The 18,981-nt window shown below is 56.9% G+C and carries 13 protein-coding genes; 12 read left to right on the forward strand and 1 reads right to left on the reverse strand.

Going from position 1 to position 18,981, the window contains the following annotated elements; translation table 11 throughout:
* The first annotated feature begins 22 nt into the window (after nt 1–22).
* The 6 genes from PQR63_RS10235 to PQR63_RS10260 all read left to right on the forward strand — a co-directional run bounded on the left by PQR63_RS10235 (nt 23) and on the right by PQR63_RS10260 (nt 5,635).
* Nucleotides 23–235 carry a hypothetical protein gene (locus tag PQR63_RS10235; RefSeq protein ID WP_408167754.1) on the forward strand — a complete coding sequence of 71 codons (213 nt, stop codon included), beginning with the start codon at nt 23–25 and terminating at the stop codon, nt 233–235.
* An 82-nt stretch (nt 236–317) separates the two neighbouring features.
* A complete protein-coding gene (gene tkt, locus PQR63_RS10240; protein WP_408167755.1) occupies nt 318–2,312 on the forward strand; it encodes a transketolase in 1,995 nt (664 codons plus the stop codon).
* Complete coding sequence (locus PQR63_RS10245) at nt 2,309–2,911, forward strand: GNAT family N-acetyltransferase (RefSeq protein WP_408167756.1); 603 nt, start codon at nt 2,309–2,311, stop codon at nt 2,909–2,911. Before tkt ends, PQR63_RS10245 begins: the two co-directional genes overlap by 4 nt.
* 9 nt (nt 2,912–2,920) lie before the next feature.
* A complete protein-coding gene (gene gap, locus PQR63_RS10250; RefSeq protein WP_408167757.1) occupies nt 2,921–3,934 on the forward strand; it encodes a type I glyceraldehyde-3-phosphate dehydrogenase in 1,014 nt (337 codons plus the stop codon).
* A gap of 243 nt (nt 3,935–4,177) precedes the next feature.
* Nucleotides 4,178–4,681 (forward strand): hypothetical protein, encoded by a 504-nt coding sequence (locus PQR63_RS10255; protein ID WP_408167758.1) that lies wholly within the window; start codon nt 4,178–4,180, stop codon nt 4,679–4,681.
* A 225-nt stretch (nt 4,682–4,906) separates the two neighbouring features.
* Nucleotides 4,907–5,635 (forward strand): class I SAM-dependent methyltransferase, encoded by a 729-nt coding sequence (locus PQR63_RS10260; protein ID WP_408167759.1) that lies wholly within the window; start codon nt 4,907–4,909, stop codon nt 5,633–5,635.
* Nucleotides 5,636–5,705: 70 nt separating this feature from the next.
* Here PQR63_RS10260 and glnE read toward each other — a convergent pair whose 3' ends face one another.
* Nucleotides 5,706–8,471 (reverse strand): bifunctional [glutamate--ammonia ligase]-adenylyl-L-tyrosine phosphorylase/[glutamate--ammonia-ligase] adenylyltransferase, encoded by a 2,766-nt coding sequence (gene glnE, locus PQR63_RS10265; protein ID WP_408167760.1) that lies wholly within the window; start codon nt 8,469–8,471, stop codon nt 5,706–5,708.
* Between the two features lie 182 nt (nt 8,472–8,653).
* Between glnE and PQR63_RS10270 the strand changes: the two genes are divergently transcribed.
* The 6 genes from PQR63_RS10270 (at nt 8,654) to PQR63_RS10295 (ending at nt 18,903) form a co-directional block, all read left to right on the forward strand.
* Complete coding sequence (locus tag PQR63_RS10270; protein WP_408167761.1) at nt 8,654–12,829, forward strand: YhdP family protein; 4,176 nt, start codon at nt 8,654–8,656, stop codon at nt 12,827–12,829.
* A gap of 62 nt (nt 12,830–12,891) precedes the next feature.
* On the forward strand, nt 12,892–13,698 hold the full coding sequence (locus tag PQR63_RS10275) for a carbon-nitrogen hydrolase family protein (protein ID WP_408167762.1): 807 nt from the start codon (nt 12,892–12,894) through the stop codon (nt 13,696–13,698).
* Nucleotides 13,699–13,748: 50 nt separating this feature from the next.
* Nucleotides 13,749–15,209, forward strand: a complete 1,461-nt coding sequence (gene tldD, locus PQR63_RS10280; RefSeq protein WP_408167763.1) for a metalloprotease TldD — start codon at nt 13,749–13,751, stop codon at nt 15,207–15,209.
* A gap of 338 nt (nt 15,210–15,547) precedes the next feature.
* Nucleotides 15,548–16,618, forward strand: a complete 1,071-nt coding sequence (gene aroG / locus PQR63_RS10285; protein ID WP_408167764.1) for a 3-deoxy-7-phosphoheptulonate synthase AroG — start codon at nt 15,548–15,550, stop codon at nt 16,616–16,618.
* 459 nt (nt 16,619–17,077) lie between these two features.
* Nucleotides 17,078–17,812: a response regulator gene (locus PQR63_RS10290; RefSeq protein ID WP_408167792.1), complete on the forward strand. Its 735-nt coding sequence runs from the start codon at nt 17,078–17,080 to the stop codon at nt 17,810–17,812.
* Nucleotides 17,809–18,903: an ATP-binding protein gene (locus PQR63_RS10295; protein ID WP_408167765.1), complete on the forward strand. Its 1,095-nt coding sequence runs from the start codon at nt 17,809–17,811 to the stop codon at nt 18,901–18,903. The genes PQR63_RS10290 and PQR63_RS10295 overlap by 4 nt, the downstream gene beginning before the upstream one ends.
* Nucleotides 18,904–18,981: the final 78 nt, after the last annotated feature.

The following is an 18,981-nucleotide window of genomic DNA, read 5'->3' on the forward strand; positions in this document are numbered from 1 at the left end:
AGAACGGTGAAATGAACAATTCTTGGATGCCGCGGTGGTGGATCAAGGCAGCGCAAACCAAAGGGGAATTCGCGAAAAATCAGCGGGAATTGCCTTCAGGTATGCTTTTCTGGCCCTGGCGGCGACGCTTGATTTTAATTCTTCGGGCTTCTGTCTGGTAAAATACTTGGCTCAGTCTGGCTTGGTCCGGGAGTTCATCCGGGTCGACCGGCAAGGCATTCGAAATGCGCGTTAATGACGGCAAACCGCAGCTATCTCGCGGAAGCCATCAAAACGACATGATTCGACACCGCAATCCGCAACTCTTTGACATCGACATGACTTCCACACTCCCTACCGACAAGATGGCCAACGCGATCCGCGCGCTGGCAATGGACGCAGTACAAAAAGCAAACTCAGGACACCCAGGCGCGCCGATGGGGATGGCGGAAATCGCAGTCGCATTGTGGGCCAAGCACTATCGCCACAATCCGACCAATCCGCAATGGGCCAACCGCGACCGTTTCGTGTTGTCGAACGGACATGGTTCGATGCTGCAATACGCCTTGTTGCACCTGACCGGTTACGACCTGTCGATGGAAGAAATCAAGAATTTCCGCCAACTGCATTCCAAGACCGCCGGCCATCCGGAAGTCCACATCACCCCAGGCGTGGAAACCACCACCGGCCCGCTGGGTCAGGGCGTCACCAACGCCGTCGGTATGGCGCTGGCTGAAAAGCTGCTGGCTGCAGAATTCAACAAGCCGGATCTGGCAGTTGTTGATCACTACACTTACGCTTTCGTCGGCGACGGTTGCCTGATGGAAGGCATCTCGCACGAAGCCTGCTCGCTGGCCGGCACACTGCGCCTGTCCAAGCTGATCGTGCTGTACGACGACAACGGCATCTCCATTGATGGCAAGGTCGAAGGCTGGTTCAAGGACGACACCCCGAAGCGTTTTGAAGCCTACGGCTGGAACGTTATTGCCGGCGTCGATGGTCACAATGTCGAAGCGGTCAATTCCGCTATCCATCAAGCCAAGCTGGCCGACAAGCCGACGCTGATCTGCTGCAAGACCGTGATCGGCAAGGGTTCGCCAAATCTGGCCGGTACCGACAAGGTTCACGGCGCGGCATTAGGCGACAAGGAAGTTGCTGCCGTGCGCGAAGCGCTGGGCTGGACTTCTGCACCGTTCGAAATTCCTGCCGACATCTATTCCGCCTGGGACGGCAAGACCCAAGGCCAGCAACTGGAAGCCGAGTGGAACAAGCTGTATCAGGCCTATCAGGCCAAGTATCCAACCGAAGCCGCTGAACTGGTGCGTCGCCTGAAGGGCGAGTTGCCGGCTGGTTTCGATGCGGCGGTGCAGGCTTACATCGCCAGCACCATCGAAAAGAAAGAAACCATCGCCACCCGCAAGGCCAGCCAGAACGCGATTCAGGCGTATGCCCAAGTTCTGCCTGAATTCCTCGGCGGTTCGGCCGATCTGACTGGTTCCAACCTGACCAACTGGAAGGAATCCGTGGCCGTGCGTGCCGACGTCGCCGGCAACCATATCAACTATGGCGTGCGCGAATTCGGCATGAGCGCGATCATGAACGGTATCGCTTTGCATGGCGGTTACATCCCGTTCGGCGCGACCTTCCTGACCTTCTCCGATTACAGCCGCAATGCGTTGCGCATGGCGGCGCTGATGCAGATCCGTGCGCTGTTCGTGTTCACGCATGACTCCATCGGCCTGGGCGAAGACGGCCCGACGCATCAATCGGTGGAACATGTTTCGAGCCTGCGCCTGATCCCGAATCTGGACAACTGGCGTCCATGCGACACAGTCGAATCGGCTATCGCGTGGGAACAAGCAGTCAAGCGCAACGATGGTCCGAGCACGCTGATCTTCTCGCGTCAAAATCTGCCGTATCAGGAACGTACTGCGGAACAAGTCGCTGACATCAAGCGCGGTGGCTATATCCTGAAAGAAGCCAAGGACGCCAAGGTGATCCTGATCGCTACCGGTTCGGAAATCGAACTGGCGGTCAAGGCAGCTGATGAACTGGCAGCGCAAGGCATCGCGGCCCGCGTCGTGTCGATGCCATGTACCGATGTGTTTGACCGTCAGGATGCGGCTTACAAGGCAAGCGTTCTGCAACGTGGCGTGCCGCGCGTGGCGATCGAGGCCGGCGTGACCTCGACATGGCACAAGTATGTCGGCCTGGAAGGCGCTGTGGTCGGTATCGACACCTTTGGTGAATCGGCTCCGGCAGGCGTGCTGTTCAAGCATTTCGGCTTCACCGTCGAAAACGTCGTCGCCAAGGCCAAGCTGGTCCTGGCATGAGCGTGACCGGCAAAGGTCAGAACAAAGATCGGGACCCGGACATCACCAACGTCGTCGGCCCGGTAACGGTCCGGCGCGCGACGGTCGACGATGCCGCTCTGATCGCTCAGGTGCGCATTGACAGCTGGCGTGCAGCGTATCGCGGCATGATTCCAGATGCTTATCTGGACGGCATGAAGGTAGAAGACAGCACGCGCATGTGGACGCGCGTGTTGAGCGCAGCGTCCGATGCGGCTTGCACCTATGTGGCGGAAGTTGACGGTGAGCTGGTCGGTTTCGCCGCCGGTATCACGCTGGCGGAACGCAAGCTTGATTTCGATGCCGAACTGACGGCGTTATATGTTTTGCCCTCGGCTCAGCGCGCTGGCATCGGCCGCCGCTTGCTGACCGAAGTGGCTGCAACACTGGGCGCGGCAGGTGCGCCCAACATGCTGGTCTGGGTGCTGGCACAAAACAAAAAGGCGCGCGATTTTTACGCGCATCTGGATGCGCTGCTACTCGCAGAGCAGACCTTCAAGTGGGATGAATTGGATTTGATCGAAGTCGCCTACGGCTGGCGCGACATCCAATCCATCGGCAAAATTACTACTGTTTCTTAAGGAGAAAACATGACTATCCGCGTTGCAATCAATGGCTACGGCCGTATCGGCCGCAATATCCTCCGCGCTCATTACGAAGGCGGTAAAAAACACGACATCGAGATCGTGGCCATCAATGACCTGGGCGATCCAAAAACCAACGCCCACCTGACTCAATACGACACGACCCACGGCAAGTTTCCTGGCACCGTGACAGTCGACGGCGACTCCATCGTCGTCAACGGCGACCGCATCAAGGTGCTGGCGCAACGCAACCCGGCAGAACTGCCATGGGGCGAACTGAAGGTTGACGTCGTGCTGGAATGCACCGGCTTCTTCACGACAAAAGAAAAGGCCAGCGCTCACCTGAAGGGCGGCGCAAAGAAAGTCATCATCTCCGCACCAGGCGGCAAGGATGTGGACGCGACGGTCGTGTTCGGCGTCAACCACGGCGTGCTGAAGGCCAGCGACACCGTGATCTCCAACGCATCGTGCACCACCAACTGCCTGGCGCCGCTGGTTCAGCCTCTGCACGAGAAAATCGGTCTGGTCAACGGTCTGATGACGACCGTCCACGCTTACACCAACGACCAGGTGCTGACTGACGTGTACCACGAAGATCTGCGCCGCGCGCGCTCGGCTACCCAGTCGATGATCCCGGCCAAGACCGGTGCCGCTTCCGCAGTCGGCCTGGTGCTGCCAGAACTGAACGGCAAGCTGGACGGCTACGCGATTCGCGTTCCGACCATCAACGTCTCGATCGTCGATCTGTCGTTCATTGCTGCACGCGACACGACTGTGGACGAAGTCAACGCCATCATGAAGGCCGCTTCCGAAGCCGGCCCGCTGAAGGGTATCCTGACTTACAACACCGAGCCGCTGGTTTCTGTCGACTTCAACCACAATCCTGCATCGTCGAACTTCGACTCGACCCTGACCAAGGTCTCCGGCCGTCTGGTCAAGGTTTCGTCGTGGTATGACAACGAATGGGGCTTCTCGAACCGCATGCTGGACACGACTGTGGCGCTGGTTTCGGCAAAATAATCGGAGTTTTGAAGGCATTTAACTAGGAATTTTTCGGGCATTTCTCATTGATCCGGCCTAATTGGGCTTCTTTTCATCGCATGCTTGTCAGGCGTTGTCTAAGAAAATACATTGGGCGGATCAATAGCCGGACTTTGCCAGGGACTTGCCAAGACTTGCCTAGTACCGGAAAGGCTGTTGCAAACTCCGTTTTGCGATAGCCTTTTTTATTGACGATTTAACAATAAATAACCGAGGGATGTAATGTCATCATCGTCACCTTCAAGAGCAACTGCGCGTAGTCGCGGTCTCAAACTGATTGCCGTCGTGGGGCTGACCCTCGCGCTGAGCGCGTGCGATTACGTCGCCAGTTTCAGCAAACCGAAGCAAACACCGGAAGAAGCCAAGGCCGAAGGCATCGCCCTGGGTGCAGGCTGCCGTCAAGCCGGGCAAAGCCTGGAAGACTGCTATCAACGTAATCCGGACAGCCTGAAGGCGGGTATCTTCGCCGGCTGGAAGGATATGCACGAATACATGGCCGCCAAGAATATCCAGACCGTCACTCCACCTCCGCCGGTGATGACTGACAAGCCGGATGCCGAAGCGGATGCCGCCAAGGACGCACCGAAAGATGATCGCGCCGCGCGCCGTGAGCGCCGCGAACGCGAGCGCGCCGAAAAAGACAAAGATGCCGCTAAAAGCAAGGATAGTGATAGCGACTCCAAAAGTAGCAGGAAAAACCGCGACGACGGTTCCTCCAAAAAATAAGCAGGCAATCCTTGGTGTCGACAAGATGCATTTGACCAGGGACTGATCAGCCGGCTGTTTTGTCATGACGCCCCGCCAGTCGGGGCGTTTTTCATGGCGATGCCGGACATCGGAGGCGTGTAACGCAGTCCTCCTATCGACATGCTGATGAGAATGATGGCGCATGTTTTGCATTTCCCGGTAAGGCAGTGCATCATGCACGTCTTCACGCACGACAACAAAAACATGAACGCACCTTTGATCGTCAATTCTCCCGAGAGCCATCCGCACGTTCCCGAAACCGCCTTCGGCATCTGGTTTCTGCAAACGCATACCTGGACTGTGCATGTGCTGGAGCGTGCGTTCAAGGATCTGGAGCCTTTGATTCCGAATCGCCTGCCGTCTTATCCCGTGGTGGCCGATGTGGGTTGTGGTTGGGGGCGTTCGCTGAAGAAGCTACATGATCGCTTTGCGCCGCAACGCCTGATCGGTATGGACATTGATCCAGCCATGCTGGAAGCCGCCGGCAAAGAGGCGAGTGCAGAAGGCATCCAGGCCGAACTCATCCAATGTTCAAGCTCGCATATGACGCTGGAAGACAATAGCGTCGATTTGCTGTTTTGCCATCAGACTTTCCATCACCTGATTGAGCAGGAAGAAGCGATTCAGGAATTTTTCCGAGTGTTGAAGCCGGGCGGTATTCTGTTGTTTGCCGAGTCGACCAAACGCTATATCCATTCGTGGATGATCCGCTTGCTGTTTCGTCATCCGATGGAAGTGCAAAAGACAGCGGAAGAATATCTGGCACTGGTGCGCAGCGCCGGTTTTCAAGTCGCGCCGAAATCGATCTCCTACCCCTATCTGTGGTGGAGCCGTGACGATCTGGGCCTGATGGAGCGTGCGCTCGGCATCAAGCCCAAGGCAGACCGGGAAGAAACCTTGATCAATCTGGTGGCTGTCAAACCGGCGCTCTGACGATCTTTTTTTCGGTAGTTGTGCTGGCAGCATCAAACGGCTGGTCTTTGCAGACCAGCCGTTTTCATTTCTATCCGCCGAACACTTCCGTCCAAAGCCGTTTGACGGCATCGCTTTCTTTCTGCACGCGTTCGATGGTGGTGCGGGCGCGTTCTTCACCGCGCAGCCGGATCTGATGCTGCAGTTTGCGGAACAGGCGATAGGCGTTGGCAACCTCATCAGCCAATGCGGCGTCGAGCAGACCCAGCGAACCGCAGAGCTTCAGCAAGGCGATGTTGCCAATGTCGTCGGTCAGCGCTTCGTACTGTGCCGCATGGCGCAGCACTAAAAACTGCACGATGAATTCAATATCGATCATGCCGCCGTCATCATGTTTCAGATCGAACAATGCGGTGTGGTTCGGGTGGGCCTGATGCAGCTTCAAGCGCATGCCGAGCACTTCTTGTGTCAGCTTTTGCGGATCGCGCTCCTGGCGCAGCAGGTCTTTGCGCAAGGCTTCGAAACGATTGCCGATGGCGCTGTCGCCGGCGCAATAGCGCGCACGGGTCAGTGCCTGGTGTTCCCATACCCAGGCTGAGGTGCGCTGGTACTTTTCAAATGTGGCGAAGGATGACACCAGCAAGCCGCTGGCGCCGTCAGGACGCAAGGCGATATCGATATCGAACAGCGTGCCGGCGGGCGTGTGCGAGGTCATCCAGGTGATGAAGCGCTGCGCCAGCTTGGCGTACAGGCCGGGTGCTTCCTGATCGTCGTCGTCGTAGAGGAATACGACGTCGAGGTCGGAGACATAGCCGAGTTCTTTGCCGCCCAGTTTGCCGTAGGCGATGACAGTGAATTGCGGCGTTTCGCGATGGCGGTTGGCAATGGTTTGCCAGACCGCCTGAATGGTGGCCGCGACCAGAATATCGGCGAGCGCGGACAAGTGGTCAGCCAGATGCTCGACGCTCAGATCGCCTTCAAGATCCTGCGCCAGCAGGCGGAACAACTGCGCATGGTGCACTTCGCGCAGAATGTCCATCTGGCGTTCTGTGTCGCCCGGCGCAATGTCGAGCTGGCGCTGGCAATCCTGGGCAAAAGCGGGCCAGTCGGGTGGTGCTTTCAGGTTACGGTCATCCAGCAGCTCGTCGAGCAGAATGGGATGTTGCGTCAGGTATTTTGCCGCCCAGTCGCTGGCGGCGATCATGCGGATCAGGCGTGTCAGCGCGTGGGGATATTCCGTCAGCAGCGCCAGGTAAGCGGCGCGGCGGGCAATCGCTTCGAAGAAATCCAGCAGGCGGCGCAAGGTCGGCAAGTTTTTGTCGGGCATGGCGCCGATGATCGGCAGGGCCGCGTTGATCAGCGCGATCAGGCGCGCGCGGCTGGCTTCCGGCAGGGATTGCAGGCGCGGCGATTGCAGTGTCGCCAGCACGCGCTGGGTAGCGGTGTCAACGTCGTCGAAGCCCAGCGAAGTCAGCGTGGCAGCGATCGATTCGGCACTTTCGCCATCACCGAGATCGCAGGTGTTGTCACCGTTTTTAGTGCCATCGCCGCCGTCGGTATTGCCGTTGTCCTGCTTGTCGTTGAAGATGGTGTCGAACTGCAGGGCGACGATACGACGGTGTTCTTCCAACGCTGCCAGCAGAGCTGCCACATCGGCAAAGCCCATCATGTTGGCAATGATCTTCTGGTCGTCTTCGTTCGGCGGCAGAGTATGCGTCTGGGCATCCTCCAGATACTGCAAGCGGTGTTCCAGATTGCGCAGGAAAGTATAGGCCTCCAGCAATTGCGCCACGACCTCCGGTTCCAGCAAGCCCTTGTCGGCCAGCGTGCGCAGGGTGGTACGGGTGGAGCGGTCGCGCAGTTCGGGATCACGGCCGCCGCGGATCAACTGGAACACCTGGCTCACAAATTCCACTTCACGAATGCCGCCCCGACCCAGCTTGACGTTATTGCTGCGTTCCGGATGCAGCGATTCCTGGCGGGTGACTTCGGCACGGATTTGGCCGTGCATGGAGCGCAAGGCGTCGATTGAACCGAAATCCAGATAGCGCCGATAGATAAAAGGATGGCTGATGGCTTCCAGCGCAGCGATATCGTCGGGCTTGCCTGTCAGCGCGCGTGCCTTGGTCCAGGCGTAGCGTTCCCATTCCCGGCCCTGACGGATCAGATACTCTTCCACCATGTTATGGCTGGCCACCAGCGGGCCGGACGCCCCGTTGGGACGCAGCGCCATGTCGACACGGAAGGTGAAGCCGTCTTCGGTGATTTCCGACAGGGCGGCGATCAGTTTTTTTCCGAGCCGGACAAAGAACTCGTGATTGGAGAGTGAGCGTTGCTCCGGTGCATCCGTGCGGGTGTCACCATCCTCGGGATAGACGAAGATGAGGTCGATGTCGGACGAGACGTTCAGTTCTCCGCCGCCCAGCTTGCCCATACCGAGCACGATCAGCTCCTGTTCGTTACCGGTTTCCTCGCCGATGGGCATGCCGTAGAGGGCAGTCATTTCCTGCATCAGGGCGCTGAGATGGGTCTGGACGGCAAAATCAGCGAATTCGCTCATGGTGCGCACCACCTCGGCCAGATCTGCCTTGCCGGTCAGATCGCGTTCGATCAGCGTACAGACCGTCAGATTGCGCAGGCGTCGCATGGGGCCGTTCAAGGCGGCTGCACCCGTGGCGGTTGTGCCGCCTTTGGATGCAGAAGCGGCCAGATCAGCCTGCAAAGCGCGCTCAAAGACCGCGCGGTTCAAGGATAATTGGGAAAATTCTGCCAGCTGGCCGGGCCGGGCAGTATTGGCGTTGGCCCAGCGGGTCAGGAACCGGGAGGCTGCAGTGCTGTCGAGAAGGGAGATAGTCACAAATTGTCGGGAATGATGAGTTGAGTGCGCGTTAAAGATAGTAAAGCCCGGTTTTTTTCCTATGAGAACGCCAGTGGCGGCTCTAGGTCAAAAGCTGCTTCCATGCGATGATGCTAATCGTTTTATTCTACATTGAGTTTTTACTCTGACCCTTGATGTCCGAAGACCAAAAAGATGCTCCTTTGACCACTGACCGCCCGGCTACCGGCTGGCGCATGGTGTGGCGGAGAACATGGAGCACGGCGCGAGGGACTTATTGCCATCTCAGCACGGCTACCCGTTGCGTGATCGGCATCACCTTCAAGTTGTTGGTCCTGGCGTATTTCATTTTTTGCGCACTGTTTCTGACACTGCGCTACGGCATTCTGCCGGAGATTGATCGCTACAAAGGCAACATCGAAAAAATCGCATCCAAGGCCATCGGCCGTCCGGTGACCATCGCCGATATCGACGCCTCGTGGAACGGTCTGCGTCCGCAGCTGGAACTGACGCAAGTGGTGATCCACGACCAGGCCGGACAGTCGGCGCTGGCATTGCCCAAAGTATCCGCGACATTGTCATGGACTACGGTGCTGGTGGGCGAGCTACGCTTTGACAACCTGACTATCGTCAATCCCGATCTGTCGATCTTGCGCGATGCCGCAGGAAAACTGTTCATCGCCGGCATTCCGGCGAGTGGTGATTCGGATAAAAGCGGTGGCGCCGACTGGGTGCTGTCGCAACGCGAAATCGTTATCCGCGACGGCAAGATCCGCTGGCGCGACGACAAGCGTGGTGCGCCTGAATTGGCGCTCACTGATGTCAATCTGGTGTTGCACAATCAATGGCGTCTGCATCAACTTGCACTGAAGGCAACGCCTCCCGCCGCATACGCTGCACCGATCGACGTGCGCGCCAATTTTTATCATCCCAGCTTTTCACGCAAAATCTCCGACGTCTCACGTTGGAAGGGGACCTTGTACGCCGATGTACGCGACACCGATCTGTCCGTGTGGAAAGCCTACGTCGACTATCCGCTTGAGCTGAATCAAGGTATGGGCTCGGTGCGGGCTTGGCTGGATCTGGATCACACCAAGATCGCCAACTTTACCGCCGATGTCAGTTTGTCGAATCTGTCGGCGCGGCTGGACAAAAAGCTCGAACCGCTGCAGCTGGCGCGCGTCAACGGTCGGATTTCCGGTAGCGAGATTTATGCCCCCGATCTACAGGACGGCATACCCACTTTCGGAGCGAACGGTCACAAGCTGACGCTGACCAATTTTTCGTTGCAAACCGTGGATGGTTTTACGTTGCCGCCGACCACGATTTCTGAAGTATTTGAGCCGTCCACACGCTTCCGTCCCGAAAAGATGCGTGTGGAAGCGAAGTTGCTGGATCTGGAAATGCTGTCGAATCTGGGCGCGCGTTTACCGCTGACGCCATCGCAGCAAAAACTGCTCGGCGATCTGTCGCCGCGCGGCCAGCTCAAGGACTTTGTCGTGCAATGGGAGGGCGGCTATCCTGATGTGCAATCCTATCGTCTGCGCGGTGATTTCACCGGTCTTGGCATGCTGCCACAGGCGGCGCGTCCGGCGGTGCCGAAGACGGCAACGCACCCCGGTCGTGCTGGCGCACCGGCGATCCCAGGATTTTCCAATCTGAGCGGACGTATCGATGCGACGGAAAAAGGCGGCACGCTGAGTCTGGCATCGCAGAATCTCGTGCTGCAGTTTCCGACTGTATTCGCGGACCCGGATCTGCCATTTGCGTCGCTCAATCTGAGCAGTCATTGGGAGATGCAAAAGACGGATGCCGTGATGTTCCATCTCGACAGCATGGCGTTTGTACAGGACGACATGGCCGGCACGCTCAGCGGAACACATTTGATTCCGCTGCAAGGAAAGTCGTCTAGCGTCATCGATATGAAAGCAAAACTGTCGACATTCGACTTGCACAAACTGGGACGTTTCCTGCCGCTGCATACGGCCAAGCCGGCGTCGGATTGGATTTCGGGCGCCTTGATGGATGGGCGCGCCAGCGATGTCGATATCGTACTGAAGGGCGATATGGCGGATTTCCCTTTTCGCAATACCAAGTCCGGCAGCAAGCCGAAGGGCGAGTTCACGGTGGCCGGCAAGTTCGAGAAGCTGAAAATCAACTACGCGCCCACGCGCCTCGGCAAGGACGGCAAGTCACCAGAATGGCCGCTGCTCGAAGACGTGAAGGGCACCGTCTCCATTGATCGCACGCGTCTGGAGATTCTGGCTGATTCGGGCAAGACACATGGCGTGGCCGTGTCCGATGTGAAGGCCGTGATTCCCGATTTGCTGAACGCCGAATCATCGCTTGAGATTGACGGCAATGCGGCCGGCACAATGCAAGACTTTTTGTATTACGTCAAAGACAGCCCCGTTGCACATTGGATCGGCAATTTCACGGAAGACAGCAAGTCGACCGGCAATGGCAAGCTGCAACTGAAATTCCAACTGCCTTTGCATCACATGGTGGACGCCAAAGTGGATGGCGCCCTGCAATTTTTGAACAACGATGTTGCGCTGCTGGCAGGTTTGCCGACGGTGTATCGGACCAACGGCAAGCTGGAGTTCAATGAAAAGGGTTTTAACATCACCGGCATCAAGGGTGTCTTTTTGAACGAGCCTGTGTCGGTTGCCGGTGGCACGCAACACGATGGCAATACCCTGGTCAAAGTCGACGGTTCGGTGACAGCCGATGGCTTGCGCAAGGCTTATCCGCAACCTGCGCTGCAACGCCTGCTGGAGCGTTTGAATGGCGCTTCGCGATACAGCGCGACGATTGCGGTGCGTCAGCATCAGCCCGAAATTACGATCGAATCAAACTTGCAAGGACTGGCGCTGAATCTGCCGATGCCGATGCAGAAATCGGCGAATGAAAGCTGGCCGCTGAAGTTTGAAATCATGGGGATGAATTCCGGTGATCCATTGATCCAGCGCGATGAACTGCGCATGTCGCTGGGTTCCGTCATGTCGGCGCGCTATCGCCGACAAAAAGTGCTGGGCAATCAGGCTGAATGGCAAGTGCTGAGCGGCGGCATCGGCATCGGTCAGCCGGCGCCGCAACCGGACAAAGGTTTGGCACTGTACGCCAACGCCAAGACCATGAATATCGATGAGTGGACCGCTTTCCGCTCTGCCATGACCAAAGAGCCGGACGGCAGCAAAGCGGGCGGTAACGAGCAGGCTGCATCCGACTCTGGAATGAGTGCTTATCTTGAGCCTGATGTGGTGGCATTGCGGGCAACCGAGATGAAGGCCATGGGCAAAAAACTCGACAACGTGGTGATCGGCGCATCGCATCAGAGCAAGAGCTGGCAGGTCAATATCGCCTCCGATCAGGCCACTGGCTATGCCACCTGGAATGAGTCGAACAGCGGTCGCGGCATGGGGCGCGTCACGGCGCGTCTGGCTACGCTGAATATCCAGAAGGGCTCAGGTGGCGACGCCAATGAGACGTTGGAAAGCAACAGCGATGCAGTCAGCCGCATTCCCGCGCTGGATATCATTGCCGAAGACTTTCAGTTGTTTGGTAAAAAACTGGGACGGCTGGAGCTCAACGCCAACAATGTACGCGTGAGCGTGGGCAGTGAATGGCGCATCAACAAGCTGGCGCTGATTAACCCCGATGCCGAGCTGCGCGCGGCCGGCAACTGGATGTCCTTCGGCAAGAACAATACGTCCAACCTGACCTATGCGCTGGACATCAACGACGCCGGCAAACTGCTGGAGCGTTTTGGTTTCCTCGGCGTGGTGCGTGGCGGCAAGGGCAAGCTGGATGGTGATGTCAGCTGGAAAGGTCTACCGTTCTCGCTCGACATTCCGACCTTGAGCGGGCAGGTGCACATGGACGTGCATACCGGTCAGTTCCTCAAGGTGGATCCGGGTGCTGCCAAGTTGCTCGGCGTGCTCAATCTGCAAGCGCTGCCGCGCCGGTTGGTGTTGGACTTCCGTGATGTGTTCTCGGAAGGTTTTGCCTTTGACAACATCGTCGGCACGGCTTCCATTGCACAAGGCATCGCCACGACGGACAACCTGAAAATGACCGGTGTTGCCGCTTCGGTACTGATGAATGGTTCTGCTGATATCGCCAAGGAAACGCAAAATCTGCATCTGGTGGTGATCCCCGAAGTCAATCTGGGCACCGCCTCGCTGGTGGCGCTGGCGATCAATCCGGTGGTCGGCGTGGGGACTTTCCTGGCGCAGCTGTTCCTGCGCAACCCGCTGATGAAGACGCTGACCTTCGAATACAATGTAACCGGATCCTGGGCTGATCCGCAGGTGGTCAAGCAGGAACGCACTGCCGACGCGGGCACAAATTCAAACGCAAAGCCAGTCGCCAAGTAACAGTGTTCTGCTGTTCTGCGCTTGTAACTTGAGTCCTGAAACGATTTCCCGTAGAGGCTGATATGAACGAATCCTACAAAGTCGCGGCGATACAAATGGTGTCGACGCCTGAGGTCGAACAGAACTTTGCCGCCGCAAGAAAACTGGTTGCACAAGCTGCAGCGCAGGGCGCGCAATTGGTCTTGTTGCCCGAATACTGGCCCATCATGGGCATGCACGAAAAGGTCAAGCTGGACCATGCCGAGCAAGATAGCGCCGGCAAGATACAGGATTTCATGGCGACGCTCGCGCGCGAACACAAGATCTGGCTGATCGGCGGTACGCTGCCTTTGGCATCCGGCGAAGAGGGCAAGGTACTCAATACTTCGCTGGTCTACGATCCTTCCGGCAAGCGAGTCGCGCGCTACGACAAGATCCATCTGTTCAGTTTTGTGTGCGGTGAAGAGGCTTACGACGAAGCGCGCACCATCGTCTACGGCAACGATGTGCAGACTTTTGATGCACCGTTCGGCAAGGTCGGCTTGTCGGTGTGTTACGACCTGCGTTTTCCCGAGTTGTATCGCGCCATGGGCGATTGCGCATTGATCGTCGTGCCGGCGGCTTTTACCTATACCACCGGGGAGGCGCATTGGGAGCTGCTATTGCGCGCTCGGGCCATTGAAAACCAATGCTACATCCTTGCCTCCGCGCAAGGCGGCAAACATGTCAACGGCCGCCGTACCTGGGGCCACACCATGCTGATCGACCCCTGGGGCGACATAATCAGCGTCCTGCCGGAGGGCGAGGGCCTTGTTATCGGCGACATCGACCCCCATCGTCTACAATACGTACGTGAAAGCCTGCCTGCGCTCAAGCACCGCAAGCTCTGAAGCGGCCTCAGGTCGCCCAAAACAAGTTGCTGTAATTAAATAAATTATTTATGAAAACATTCGAACCCAATCTCAGCGCGCTCGGTATTGCACGCGATGTCCTGCTCACGCCGTTCGGCCTGGACGAAGCCAAGTTGCTGAAAACACTGGGCACCATGTTTACGCACAAGGTCGATTACGCCGACCTCTATTTCCAGTTCACCAAGAGCGAGGGCTGGAGCCTGGAAGAGGGCATCGTCAAGACCGGCAGCTTCTCCATTGACCAGGGCGTCGGTGTACGCGCCGTATCGGGCGACAAGACGGCGTTCTCGTATTCGGATGAAATCTCGGAAGCGATCCTGCTGGACGCTGCTGCGGCAACCCGCACCATCGGCCGTCAGGGCGCAGGGCGTGTCAAGATCGCCGGCAGCATGCAACCCAACGGCGGTCGTTCGCTGTACCTGCCACATGATCCGCTGACCTCGCTAGACGCAACGGCCAAGGTCAATCTGCTGGAGCGTATCGAACGTATCGCCCGCGCCAAGGATCCGCGCGTCGTGCAAGTCATGGCCAGCCTGGCCGGTGAATACGACGTGGTGCTGGTGGCGCGCAGCGACGGCATCATCGCCGCCGACATTCGTCCGCTGGTGCGCGTGTCGATTACCGTCATCGCAGAACAAAACGGTCGCCGCGAAATGGGTAGCAGCGGTGGTGGCGGTCGCTATAGCTATGCTTATTTCAGCGAAGAACTGCTGGAGAAATATGCCTCTGAAGCGGTCGCCACCGCTTTGGTCAATCTGGAAGCACGTCCCGCACCGGCTGGTCCGATGACCGTCGTGCTCGGACCTGGCTGGCCCGGCATCTTGTTGCACGAAGCGATCGGGCATGGCCTCGAAGGCGACTTCAATCGCAAGGGATCGAGCACCTTCTCCGGCCGTATCGGTGAACGTGTCGCCGCCAAGGGCGTTACCGTGGTGGATGACGGCACCATCGCCGATCGCCGCGGTTCGCTCAATATCGACGACGAAGGCAATCCGACCCAATGCACCACATTGATCGAAGACGGCATCCTGAAGGGCTATATCCAGGACACCATGAACGCGCGTCTGATGAAGATGCCGGTCACCGGTAACGCTCGCCGCGAGTCGTTTGCGCATCTGCCGATGCCGCGCATGACCAATACCTACATGCTGGCCGGCGACAAAGATCCTGCCGAGATTCTCGCTTCGGTGAAAAACGGTCTGTACGCTGTCAATTTCGGTGGCGGCCAGGTCGATATCACCAACGGCAAGTTCGTCTTCTCGGCGAGCGAAGCCTACATGATCGAGAACGGCAAGATTTCCTATCCGGTCAAAGGCGCTACATTGATCGGCAATGGCCCTGATGTGTTGAACCGCGTTTCGCTGATCGGCAACGACATGAAACTGGATTCCGGCGTTGGCGTCTGCGGCAAAGAAGGCCAAAGCGTGCCGGTCGGCGTCGGTCAGCCGACACTGCGTCTGGATGGCGTCACCGTGGGTGGTACGGCATAAATTGTGCGTTAAGGGCATTGAGTGACGGTTTAAATGCAAAAAAACGTCATTCAATGTGGTTTTTGTGAAAAATTAATGACCGGTGTTGCCAAAGTCGGGAAATTGTTGCATTATCGTTTTTCGTTGGAATTAACCTCAACTCGTACAGATCGCACAATGTCTTTCGCCCGCGCTTACTTTTTTTACTTTTACTTTAGCTATTCCAGCCCCACGGCGGTGAAAAGCGGTAAGCGTTCGTAAGTAGAGACCAAACCGAATTTCTAAAAAACCGCCAGTGATGGCGGTTTTTTTTTACCCATTCGAATTCACTCAATTCAGATTGTAATCAGGAGAAAAAAATGCCGCGCACCGACGATCTACGCATCAGAGAAATGAAAGAACTGACACCCCCATCGCACCTGATCCGCGAATTTGGCGGCAGCGAAAAAGTCGAGAGCACGACGGCAGAGTGCCGCACGGCGTTGCATCGCATCCTGCACGGCCAGGATGACCGCGTCATGGTCGTGATCGGCCCATGCTCCATCCACGACACCAAGGCTGCGATGGAATACGCTCGCCGCCTGGTGGTCGAGCGCGACCGCTTCAAGGGCGAGCTCGAAATCGTCATGCGCGTCTACTTCGAAAAGCCACGTACGACCGTGGGTTGGAAGGGCCTGATCAACGATCCGTACATGGACAACAGCTTCCGTATCAACGACGGCCTGCGTACTGCGCGTGAACTGCTGCTCAATATCAATGAACTGGGCCTGCCTGCCGGCACCGAATTCCTTGACGTGATCAGCCCGCAATATATCGCCGACCTGATCAGCTGGGGTGCCATCGGCGCACGTACGACCGAATCGCAAGTCCACCGTGAACTGGCCTCCGGCCTGTCGTGCCCGGTTGGCTTCAAGAATGGTACCGACGGCAACATCAAGATCGCCGTCGATGCCATCAAGGCGGCATCGCAGCCTCACCATTTCCTGTCGGTTACCAAGGGGGGGCACTCGGCCATCGTGTCCACCGCCGGCAATGAAGACTGTCATATCATCCTGCGCGGCGGCAAGACGCCAAACTACGATGCCGTAAGCGTCGAAGCGGCCTGCCAAGATATCGCCAAGAGCGGTCTGGCGGCACGCCTGATGATCGACGCCTCGCACGCCAACAGCTCCAAGAAACCGGAAAACCAAATCCCGGTTTGTGCCGATATCGCAGGTCAGATTGCCGGTGGCGACACACGCATCGTCGGTGTGATGGTCGAGTCGAATCTGGTAGCAGGTCGTCAGGATCTGGTGCCGGGCAAAGAACTGACCTACGGTCAGTCGGTGACCGATGGCTGCATCGACTGGGAAGAAAGCCTGGGCGTGTTGCAAGGTTTGGCAGATGCGGTCAAGCAACGCCGTTTGGTGGGGGATCGTGACGCGGCTTGAGTTTGTCTTACTGCTGTGAATAGTTTGCTTGAACTGATCGTCTGAGCGCAGATGGTCAACAACATGATGCATGCTCGCAGGGCTGAGTTCCAGATTGGAATTCAGCCCTTTTTCATGGCTGCTCGATCAAGGCCTAATTGCAAAATGCTTCAATTAAAAACGAATTTATCATTGATTTTATATCGCGATCGTATCGACTTATATTGATAACTATCTTCTATTTTGAGAGGTGGGGCATCGTCTGCATCCGAGCTGAAATCAAAGTGATACGCTTGCCGAGTCTGTCCAAACGATATGGTGCGAGTCTGCACGAATCCATATCGACCATATGGCGATGACCACGCCCAGCACTGAGAATATTGATCGCCTGTGCCGTCAGCGCGCTGCACGATCGTTGCTGCCACCAGCCAGATACGACGCGAAGATCTTTTAAAGCGCTCCGTATTTTTTATCGTCGCTATGGATACTCTCATTTCATCAAAATCAGCCAACATCCCGCAGGCCCTTGTTCTGATTGTCGACGATGAACCCGGGATTGCCGATGTGCTCAATGCCTATCTGCAGCACAGCGGCCTGCGTACGGCCTGTGCGGTCGATGGCAGACAAGCGCTGGACTACCATTTGTCACTGAAGCCGGATCTGGTGCTGCTGGACGTCCACATGCCGCATGTTGATGGATGGAAGGTGCTCGCCGAGATTCGTAATAGAGGCGACACGCCCGTCATCATGTTGACTGCATCTGATCAGGATGTCGATAAGCTGATGGGGCTGCGCATCGGCGCCGATGATTACATCGTCAAACCATTCAATCCTGCGGAAGTTATCGCCCGAACGGAGGCGGTTTTGCGCCGCTCCTATTCGCGTGTTGTAGCTAAAGATCTGCAGATCTTGCGTGCTGCGCCATTTGAAATCGATCTTGATAACCATGAAGTGACAGTTTTTGTCGAAGACAGGCAGTACACGCTGATCGTCACGCTTACCGAGTTCAATCTGCTCGTGCATCTGGCCCGTTCGCCCAAGCGTGTATCAAGCCGTGCTGAGCTCTTGTCTGTTTGCTTGCCCGAGGGAGATAGTCTGGAGCGCACCGTGGACAGTCATATCAGCAAGTTGCGAAGAAAATTGGAGATGATCGGAATAAAGGATATTCCGGTTGGTGTACGTGGTGTTGGCTACAAGCTATGGAGCAAAGAATGACAAAGGCAGGTTTGGGCCACCGGATTATCTTGTCGATGATCGCAACGGCATTCTTCGCAATATTGATCGTGACGACGGTTTTGTACTCCCACCATTATTATCTGGTGCAGCATCTTTATGCATTGGGTCAGCCGGAGTGGTCGCTTGCAGGGCTGCATTGGTCGTGGCTGATCGCGACGGTGTTGGGTCTGGCCGTGGTTGCTGTCACGGCGATCAGACTGGCGCGTCATATTTTGACGCCTGTGAGTTCGGTCACCGATAGCATGCGCCGACTGTCACAAGGAGACTCAGCCGCACGTGCACGCAAAGCCGGCAGCGGAAGTGACTGCGGTCACAGCAGCCACAGCATCAATCACATAAGCCAACTGGTAGATGAGTTCAACGCCCTGGCTGAGCGCTTGCAAGGACGTGACGAGCAACGCATTTTTTGGAATGCCGCCGTTGCGCACGAGTTGCGCACACCAGTGACGATCTTGCAGGCACGCTTGCAAGGTCTGGCTGACGGGGTACTTCAATCGGACAAGTCACAGTATGTCAGTTTGCTTGCTCAGACAGAGAATCTGTCACGCCTGATTGATGATCTGCGCGTCGTCGCATTGGCCGAATGCGGACATCTGGCGCTGCATCTTCGCGATATCGATCTGGCGTCCGAGGTTGCCTCGGTGGTCGAATTATTCAGAGAAATTTTGCGGGAAACAGGTCAGGATCTCGTCATGGATTTGGAGCCAGGCATTGTATCTTGCGATCCGATGCGTATCCGTCAGGCGCTTCATGCCTTATTGGATAACGTGCGACGTCATGCCGTGAAAGGGAAGGTAAGAATTCAAGTGAAGGTGACGGGCGAACGGGTTTGTCTTCGTGTAGAGGACGATGGCCCAGGTATTTCTCATCAGTCCATGTCGAAGGTATTCAAAGCCTTCTATTGCGTCGAGGAAGCAGGATCGGGACTTGCTGGCGGCAGTGGTCTGGGACTGGCCGTTGTTGCGGAGATTGCCAGGGCGCATGGCGGTAGCGCAGTGTGTCTACCGGCTCCTGGTGGAGGAACGCGGTTTGAGATGCACTGGTCTCCTCGCAGCCGCGCGTCGTCTTAGGTACTGTCGGACGAAGATATATCTGATGCGCTGAACGGCTAATGCTTGTTGCTCTTGCTTAATGCCGCATGTTGAACC

Origin of the sequence: Herbaspirillum rhizosphaerae (genome assembly GCF_046025915.1) — a bacterium.
Lineage (GTDB): Bacteria > Pseudomonadota > Gammaproteobacteria > Burkholderiales > Burkholderiaceae_D > Herbaspirillum > Herbaspirillum rhizosphaerae_A.